This window comes from Mycobacterium sp. E2479, assembly GCF_001667925.1.
GTDB lineage: Bacteria > Actinomycetota > Actinomycetes > Mycobacteriales > Mycobacteriaceae > Mycobacterium.
Genome location: NZ_LZJR01000158.1, coordinates 108,625 through 117,512, shown reverse-complemented (window position 1 = coordinate 117,512; position 8,888 = coordinate 108,625). Strand labels below are relative to the sequence as shown.

Below are 8,888 nucleotides of genomic sequence, written 5' to 3'. Positions count from 1 at the left end.
CCGATGACCTCGCCGTGGCGTTCGAACCACACTTCACAGGTGGCATCACAGCTCAGGTAGCGGCGTTCGGCGTCGGACAGCAGCGCACCCAGATGCAGGGCCGCGGCGCGCTGCTGCACGTCGAGGTGCACCACCACCGTGGTGTGCTGCCCGTGCGGGCGGCGGGTGGCCTCGGCGTCCCACCCGGCCTCCACCAAGCGCGTGAACGCCTCGACGGTGCCCGGCAACGGCGGCCGCTGACCCCAAGCGCGGTCGCCGTCGCCGTGCTCGCGCGTGAACTCAGCGATCAGCGCATCACGATGAGAGGCCAACGCCGCCTCGAACTTCGCCGCATCGGGTTGCGGAAGTCTGATCCGCCAACAGCTGCCCTCGTCGTCGGAGGACTTGGTGATCGAGGCCTGCGGTTCAAGCCCCTCGGGCCGCGGTTCGGGGTCGGGTCGCGGTTCCAGCCTGACCGCGCTGCGCAGCTGGGTAACCGTCGCGACGCTGGCCAGCTGCGCGTAGTGCGCATCAGAACCCTGACCGGCACGCGCCGCGATCACCCCGACCTGATCCAGCGACAGCCGACCCTCCCGCATACCTTGGGCGCAGCGGGGAAACTCCTGCACCCGGCGCGCGATCGTGCTGATCGTGTGGGCATTGGCCGGCGAGCAACCCGTCTTCGGGGCCACCAACGCCGGCACCGACCGCGCACCGGTAACACCACCGAGCTCGTCGCGATCAATCTCGGCCACGATCTCCACGATGCGCCCATCAATCGCGTTGCGCTGACCGCACAACTCCGCCAACTCCCCGAACAACACCTCAAGACGCTCGCTCGCGGTCACCCCCACGGCGCCAGCGGATGCGGTCAACGACATGACCACATCATCGCAGCCACCACCGACAAAACCGGACCGCCCGGACGTGCCACGGTCGCGCCCGAGGTGCCCGGATGTGAGTTATGCGACACCGTGGTGCCGGCATGAGGCGATTCCGATTTGCGCTATCACCGGCGCTATCGCGAAGCAAACTCGCCTGATGGTCGCGCAGCCCCGCGAGATCCCGTCACGGCGGGTCGAAAGATGGCGGGATTTACGGGGATCGATTGGAAGCTGTGTGTTTAACCAGAATCGCTGACCAGTAGGCGATAGCCAAAATTCAACTGTTGTCGTTCAAGCAGTTCCGCGTGTCCCCCCAACAGCTCAAGCAGTCGGTCAATCGGTACGTACAGCGCATTGTTGATCCGAGCGGCGCCGGTTCCAGCCTAAGCTACTGCAGGTCGACCGACTTCCCGGTGGCGGCCGCATGACCCGCACGATAACCGAAAACCATTGCCGGGCCCAGGGTTCCGCCTGCACCGCCGTAGGCGCGTCCGGTGACGCCGCCCATCGCATTGCCAGCAGCGAACAGGCCCGGTATCGGCTCGCCGCGGATATGCAGAACGCGGGCATCGTGATCGGTGCGCGGTCCGCCCTTGGTGCCCATCGCACCGATGCTCACCGGTACGGCGTAGAACGGGGCGGTATCGATGGGGCCCAGCGTCTTACCGGCCGGCGTGGTCGCGCTGTCATCGCCCCAATATCCGTCGTAGGCGCTGGAGCCGCGGCCGAAGTCGGGATCCGCACCGCCAGCAACATGACGGTTCCAGCGTTCGACGGTGCGGGTCAGGCCGTCGGCGTCGATGCCGGTCTTGGCGGCCAACTCGGCAAGGTCTGCCGATTCGCAGAACCAGCCCGGGACCGGTTGGCCCGGTTCGGTACCCAGAAATCCATAGCGCTGCAGGTGAATCGAATCGAACACCATCCACCCGCGATCGTTGACGTAGCCGCCGCGGGGATCCAGGTAATGGAAGGCGCCGGCCATCGAGTTGTAATCGCAGGCCTCGTTGACGAAGCGCCGGCCGGCCGAGTTGACGATGATGCTGCGAGGCCTCGTCCTTTCCAGCCGCACGCTGCGGCTGCGCGGCTTGCCCCCGATGGTGTCGCCCGGGATCTGCACGATCGGCACCCACCACGCTTCGCCCATGTTGGCCAGGTCGGCCCCCTGTTCCATCGACATGCGCAGACCGTCGCCGGTGTTGTTGGGCGGCGAGACCGCGCCGTGCATGGGGCCGCGCAGAAAGGCTTGCGTCAGAGCCGGATCCCACTCGAAGCCGCCGGTCCCCAGGATGACCCCGTGCCGGGCGCGCACACTGATCGTCCGATCCGGCAGGGCCACGCGTACCCCGGTGACTTCTCCGTCGTCGGCGACGAGTCCTTCGGCCCGCGCCTTGGTGTGTGGGGTGACCCCGGCGTCCAGCAGGCCCTTGAGGAGCCCCGCGACCAGCGCGGTGCCGGCGACGCACAGATGGCTGGTTCGGTCGTCGATCGCAGCGTGCAGGCGCGCCCTGGTCTCGGCATCGAAACCGACGTTGGACCAGTCGGCCGGGAAAGACGTGATCTGCGTTGCCCATTCGCCGAGTTGGGCCAGGTCGAAGGGAGCCGCGCTCAGTGACCGACCGCCCGTCGGCCGCCCGCCCGGCAACTCGGGGCGGTAGTCCGGGAACCCGGTCGCAATCTCGAACCGAAGACCGCTGTGCGCCTCGATGAAATCAAGCATCCCGGGTCCGGTGCGCACGAACGTTTCGACCAACTCGTCGTCCATCGACCCCAGTGACTGGGCGCGCAAATAACGCATCGCGTCGGCTGCCGTCAATTCGCCGTCGGGGCAACGGTTATGAGCGGGGATCCACACGATGCCGCCGGACACGGCGGTGGTCCCGCCGACGGTCGCAGCCTTTTCGTAGACCTCCACCGAGGCGCCCGCGACGGCCGCGGTCAGCGCGGCGGTGAGCCCGGCGCCGCCGCTGCCGAGCACGACGACGTCGACTTCGTGGTCCCAAGACATGGACTGCCATCCCTTCAGCTCAGTGCTAGCTCAGGAGCTCGGCCAACTGCTCGGCGGCCTTGACGACCGCGTCTTTGCCGCGCATCACCACGTCTTCTCGGTGTGAGATGAGGTTGATGCACGTGGGTGGGGACGGCGCCGGTCGGCGCACCCCCACGGCCAGACCGTAGGTGTTCGGTTCGATCTCGCCGTAGGTCGTCACCCAGCCGCGTTCGCGCGCCACGGACACCAGCTCGCGTTCGCCGGGGCGCGGGGGCATGCATGCGAGCAAGGCGATCCCAGCGGCGCCGCGATCGAGCGGATATCGGCTGCCCTCATGGAAAGACAGCTGGTACGCGACATGGCTGGGCACGATCACCGCGATCGCCACCTGCTGGTCGCCTTCGGCGATGAGCAGGGAGACCGTCGTGCCGAGTTCGTCGGCCAGGGCGCGCAGCGTCGGCAGGCTCACTTGGCGCACGTTGCGGTCGAAGGCGGCACCGAGCACGGCCAGGCCCGCGGCAGGTCGGTAGCGGCCGTCCTCTCCCTTGGCCACCAGGCGGAAATCGGCCAGCGTGGTCAGCAATCGATAGGCGATGGTGCGATGCACGCCCACCTGATCGGCGAGCTGTTGCACCGTCAGCCCGCCGGGGGAGTCCGCCACCATCTGCAGCGCGGTCAGACCCCTGGCCAGGGTCTGCGAACCGGCACTGGACCCGGTCACAGCCTTGACAGACCTTCCCCTGAGAGCGAAGCTCTATATATAACGCACATTAGTGTGCGATATTAGCACACCAAGTAAGTCGAAAACGAGAACGACATTTCCTCGATCTGGAGGCCGGTCAGCACCGTGGCGGAGTTCGAGAGCATATGGAGCGATCTCCAGGGCGTCGCGTTCGAGCAGGGCTACCTCGACGCCGGAGGGATACGGACCCGCTACCTGCGCGCCGGCGATCCCGGCAAGCCCGTGCTGGTGCTGCTGCATGGGTCAGGCGGTCATGCCGAGGCCTACGTGCGCAACCTCGGCGCACACGCCGAGCACTTCTGGACGTGGTCGATCGACATGCTGGGCCACGGGTACACCGACAAGCCGGGACATCCGCTGGAAGTCGGCCACTATGTCGAGCATCTGATGGCGGTGCTGCGCACCATCGGTGTGGATCGCGCCTACCTCAGCGGCGAATCGCTCGGCGGCTGGGTGGCAGCGCGCACCGCGGTCGATCATCCGGATGTGGTTGCGCGACTGGTGCTTAACACGGCCGGCGGATCTCAAGCCGATCCCGTGGTGATGCAGCGGATCATCACCTTGTCCATGGCGGCCGCCGAGGACCCGACTTGGGAAACGGTGCAAGCGCGCATCAAATGGCTGATGGCCGACAAGTCCAAGGCTTACGACGATCTGGTTGCCAGCCGCCAACGGGTATATCGGCAACCGGGATTCGTCTCCGCGATGAGCGACATCATGGCATTGCAGGATCCAGAGATTCGCGCACGCAACATCCTCGGCCCGGACGAATACGGGTCGATCATCGCGCCGACGCTGGTGCTGTGGACCAGTGACGATCCCACCGCCGACGTGACGGAGGGTCGTCGAATGGCGTCGATGATTCCCGGCGCGCGCTTCGAGGTGATGCCCGGCTGCGGTCATTGGCCACAGTACGAGGACGCCAAGACCTTTAACCGGCTGCACCTCGACTTTCTGCTGGACCGGTGATGGCCACGCCGGGGCAGGAGATTCCTGAGATCGAGACCGACGTCCTGGTGGTGGGCGCGGGCCCGGTCGGTTTGACCCTCGCCAACATCCTTGGCCTGCAGGGCATCCGCACCGTTGTGGTCGACGAGCGGGACACCCTCATCGACTACCCCCGCGGGGTCGGCCTTGATGACGAGGCGCTGCGGACCTTCCAGTCGATCGGGCTCGCCGACCGGGTACTGCCGCATACCGTGCCCAACCAGATTCTGCGGTTCGTCGACGCCAAGCGCCGAGTGCTCGCCGAAATGGCCCCGCCGGACGCATGTTTCGGGTGGCCGAAGCGTAATGGCTTCGTGCAACCGCTCGTCGACGCCGAATTGCTCTCCGGACTGGATCGATTCGAACACGTCCAGGTGTGGTGGGGACGTCCGATGACGGCATGTCACGAAAGCGCCGAGGGGGTGACCGTCGAGCTCGGTGGCGGCGCCGGTAACGACGGCGACGCCTCATGTGTGCGGACGCGATACGTTGTCGGGTGCGACGGCGGCCGCAGCATTACGCGCCGCGTGATGGGTGTGTCGTTCGATGGAACGACGTCGTCGACCCGTTGGCTGGTGGTCGACATCGCCAACGACCCGCTGGGACACCCGAACAGTGAGGTCGGCGCCGATCCCGAACGCCCGTACGCCTCGATCTCGATTGCCCATGGAATTCGCCGCTTCGAGTTCATGATTCACGCCGACGAGACCGATGAGCAGGCCGAAGACCCGGCGTTCCTGACGCAGATGCTGGCCAGGATGGTGCCTCACCCCGACCGGGTCGATGTGATCCGGCGCCGGGTGTACACGCACCACTCGCGCATCGCCGGCGCGTTCCGCCGGGGCCGGCTGCTGCTCGCCGGGGATGCCGCCCACCTGATGCCGGTGTGGCAGGGACAGGGTTACAACAGCGGGATCCGCGACGCGGCGAACCTCGGCTGGAAGCTCGCGGCGGTGGTGAGCGGCCGGGCCGACGACAAGTTGCTGGACACCTATGACGTGGAACGCCGCAAGCACGCACGCGCGATGATCGACTTGTCCACCATGGTGGGCCGAGTGATCTCACCGACCAACCGCCGCGTGGCGACGGCCCGCGATCTTCTGGTGCGGTCGGCGTCAATCGTGCCGTCGCTCAAGCGATATGTGCTGGAAATGCGGTTCAAGCCGATGCCCCGCTACGAGCACGGCGCCGTCGTGCACGCGACACCCGGGCGCCCCGATTCGCCGGTGGGCACGCTGTTCATCCAGCCGCGTGTCGACACCCGCGACCAGCAGGACGTGTTGCTCGACGACGTGCTCGGTTCGTGGTTCGCCGTGCTGTCCTGGAACAACAACCCGCGCAAGATCCTCGGTGATGTGGCGTTCGCAAACTGGAAAGCGTTGGGCACCCGTTTCTTTACGTTGCGCCCGGCGACCCAGCTGCACTGGACCGGGCACGACGATCCCGATGTCGTGGTGGTGGGTGACCGGCACGGTGGCCTCAAGTCATGGTTCGACGCCCACTCGGACTCGGTGCTGTTCCTGCGGCCCGACCGATGCATCGCGGGTGCCTGCATCGCTCAGCGCGCGCCCGACCTGAGCGCCGCGCTCCTTGACGCGCTCACCCTGACGCCGCGAGGGGGTGATTTGCAAAGTGGCACTGGCTCTGTGCTGTATGTCGCACAGCCCGCTCCTGAATCTTCCGGGGCCGTCGCGGGACCTGCTTGATGACATCGAAGGCGCAATCGCCGAAGCTCGAAGGTTCGTCGAAGACTATGACCCCGAACTGGTGGTCAGTTTCTCCCCGGACCACTACAACGGGTTCTTCTATAAGGTGATGCCGCCCTTTTGCATTGGCACCAGCGCCCGCGGAGTGGGCGACTACGGAACCCACGCCGGACCGCTGAACGTACCCGAAACACTTGCGACCGACTGCGCGAAGGCGGTCCTCGACGCCGGTGTCGACATCGCGGTGTCGGCCAGCATGGACGTGGACCACGGCACGGTCCAGCCGCTCGAAAAGCTCTTCGGGGACGCCACAGCGCGCCCCCTGATACCGATCTTCGTCAACGCGATCGGCGTGCCGCTGGGCCCGATGCATCGCTGCCGTGCACTCGGTGCCGCGGTCGGCAACTACCTGGCCACCCTGGACAAGCGAGTCCTCCTCCTGGGATCCGGCGGGCTCTCGCACAGCCCGCCGGTGCCGACCCTGGCAACCGCGCCCGCTCCGGTGCTGGAACGGATCGTGCACGGCCGACCCATGACGTCCGAGCAGCGACAGGCCCGGCAAGCGGCCATCATCGATGCGGCCAAAAATTTTGCCGCAGGCCAAAGTGACCTGCAGGCACTCAACCCGACGTGGGACCAGCGATTCTTGGCGATCATCGACGGCGGCTGGCTGGACGAATTAGACGGCTGGTCGAATTCATTTGTCGCCCACGAGGGCGGCAGCTCGGCGCAGGAGATCCGCACCTGGGTGGCGGCGTTCGCGGCGCTGGACGCAGCGGGACCCTACGAAATCACTGGGCGCTTCTACAAACCCGCACCCGAACTGATCGCCGGTTTCGCCATCAGAACGGCACTTCCGAAATGACGGTCGCGGTGCACGGTTTCGATCACGTTGTCGACGTGCTCATCGTCGGCTCCGGCGGCGGCGGCATGACGGCCGCGCTGACCGCGCAGGCCGGCGGACTTGAGCCATTGGTGGTCGAAAAATCGTCCTATTTCGGAGGTTCCACCGCTTTATCCGGCGGCGGCATCTGGGTGCCCGGAGCCCCCGCCCAGCGCCGGGAGGGCTACGTGCCCTCGCCGGAAGCCGTCGTCGGCTACCTCAAACAGATCACCGACGGACTGGTCAGTGAGGCGCGGCTGCGCCAGTACGTCGAGAGCGCGCCGCAGATGCTGCAGTTCTTGGAGCAGCTTTCCGGATGGTTCGAATTCGTGTGGAAACCCGGTTATGCAGACTACTACCCCGAGTTACCCGGCGGCTCCGAACTCGGCAGTACGATCAACGTGCCCGCCATCGACCTGCGGAAGTTGGGCCCCGACGAGCACCGACTGTTGCAGCCGCTGGCCTTGGCCCCCAAGGGAATCTGGCTGGGGCCCAAGGATCTCCGCACGTTCTACCGGATCAGGCAGTCGTGGGCGGGCAAAGGCATGCTGCTGAAGTTGGTTGCGCGAATGGTGCGGGCGAGGGTGTTCGGCGAGCGGATGGCGGCCATCGGACAGTCGCTGGCGGCCCGGCTCCGGCTGGCGCTGCGAGATCGTGGCATCCCGCTCTGGCTGGACTCGCCGATGGTGCAGCTGCTCACCGACTCGGACGGATCGGTCACCGGCGCGGTGGTGGAACGCGAGGGTGATCCGCAGCGGATCGGTGCGCGCTCGGGCGTCATCCTGGCCTCGGGAGGGTTCGACCACGACCTCGCCTGGCGCAAAGAACTTCTGCCCGAGGTGGACCAGGACTGGAGCTTCGGCAATCCCGCGGCCATGGGCGACGGCATCCGTGCCGGCATAGCGGTCGGAGCCGGGACGGACCTGCTCGATGAGGCCTGGTGGTTCCCGGCGATCCAATGGCCGGACGGGCGCATGCAATTCATGCTCAACGAGCGGATGATGCCGGCACAGTTCATCGTCAACGGTGCGGGCAAACGCTTCATCAACGAGGCGGCCCCCTACATGGACTTCGGTCACGCCATGATCGAGGGGCAGAGATCCGGGGTAAGCCATATCCCGTGCTGGCTGATCACCGACCACAGATCGTTCAACCGCTACGTCGTCGCGGGGCACCTGCCGGTACCCAAGATCCCAGGTGCACCGGTCCCCACCGGCCGCAAAATCCCATCGGCCTGGCTGGAATCGGGTGTGGTCAAAGCGGCCACGACGTGGAGCGAAATGGCGGCGAAGATCGGCGTCCCCGCAGAACAACTCGCCGAAACCGCCCGCCGTTTCAACGAACTGGCCCGCAAGGGCCACGACGACGATTTCAACCGCGGGGACAGCGCGTACGACAATTACTACGGCGACCACACCTTGCCCAACCCGAACCTGTATCCGCTTGGTGATCCGCCGTACTACGCCTTCCGTATCGTGCTCGGGGACCTGGGGACCTCGGGCGGCCTGTTGACCGATGAACACGCCCGCGTGCTGCGAACCGATGGCACCGTGCTGCCCGGGCTCTATGCGGTGGGCAACGCTTCCGCGGCGGTGATGGGTCGCAGCTACGCCGGTGCCGGCGCGACCATCGGCCCAGCCATGACGTTCGGCTACGTCGCAGCCAAACACGTTGCGGCCCAAGCGGCCAGCCGAGCCATTAATACTCATAGGAGGTAACG

General features: G+C 66.5%; 7 protein-coding genes. 4 read left to right on the top strand and 3 right to left on the bottom strand.

Features of this window, described 5'->3' with window-relative positions; genetic code table 11:
- The 3 genes from A5686_RS25140 to A5686_RS25130 form a co-directional block, all read right to left on the bottom strand.
- A partial coding sequence (locus A5686_RS25140; protein WP_156750230.1) for a DUF222 domain-containing protein occupies positions 1 to 860 on the bottom strand: 860 nt, incomplete at its 3' end.
- A 391-nt stretch (positions 861 to 1,251) separates the two neighbouring features.
- Entirely contained in the window at positions 1,252 to 2,868 is a 1,617-nt protein-coding gene (locus A5686_RS25135; RefSeq protein ID WP_067940065.1) for an FAD-dependent oxidoreductase, read from the bottom strand.
- 25 nt (positions 2,869 to 2,893) lie between these two features.
- The gene (locus A5686_RS25130; protein WP_067940063.1) at positions 2,894 to 3,571 is read right to left on the bottom strand and encodes an IclR family transcriptional regulator; all 678 of its coding nucleotides are present in this window, start codon (positions 3,569 to 3,571) and stop codon (positions 2,894 to 2,896) included.
- A gap of 126 nt (positions 3,572 to 3,697) precedes the next feature.
- Here A5686_RS25130 and A5686_RS25125 point away from each other — a divergent pair, with 126 nt between their 5' ends.
- The 4 genes from A5686_RS25125 to A5686_RS25110 are packed head-to-tail and all read left to right on the top strand — an operon-like array spanning position 3,698 to position 8,886.
- Positions 3,698 to 4,561, top strand: coding sequence for an alpha/beta fold hydrolase (locus A5686_RS25125; RefSeq protein ID WP_067940061.1), 864 nt, complete (start codon positions 3,698 to 3,700; stop codon positions 4,559 to 4,561).
- Positions 4,561 to 6,285 (top strand): bifunctional 3-(3-hydroxy-phenyl)propionate/3-hydroxycinnamic acid hydroxylase, encoded by a 1,725-nt coding sequence (locus A5686_RS25120; protein ID WP_067940059.1) that lies wholly within the window; start codon positions 4,561 to 4,563, stop codon positions 6,283 to 6,285. The genes A5686_RS25125 and A5686_RS25120 overlap by 1 nt, the downstream gene beginning before the upstream one ends.
- A complete protein-coding gene (locus A5686_RS25115; protein ID WP_067940057.1) occupies positions 6,233 to 7,150 on the top strand; it encodes a 3-carboxyethylcatechol 2,3-dioxygenase in 918 nt (305 codons plus the stop codon). The genes A5686_RS25120 and A5686_RS25115 overlap by 53 nt, the downstream gene beginning before the upstream one ends.
- A gap of 8 nt (positions 7,151 to 7,158) precedes the next feature.
- Positions 7,159 to 8,886, top strand: a complete 1,728-nt coding sequence (locus A5686_RS25110) for an FAD-binding protein (protein ID WP_156750232.1) — start codon at positions 7,159 to 7,161, stop codon at positions 8,884 to 8,886.
- Positions 8,887 to 8,888: the final 2 nt, after the last annotated feature.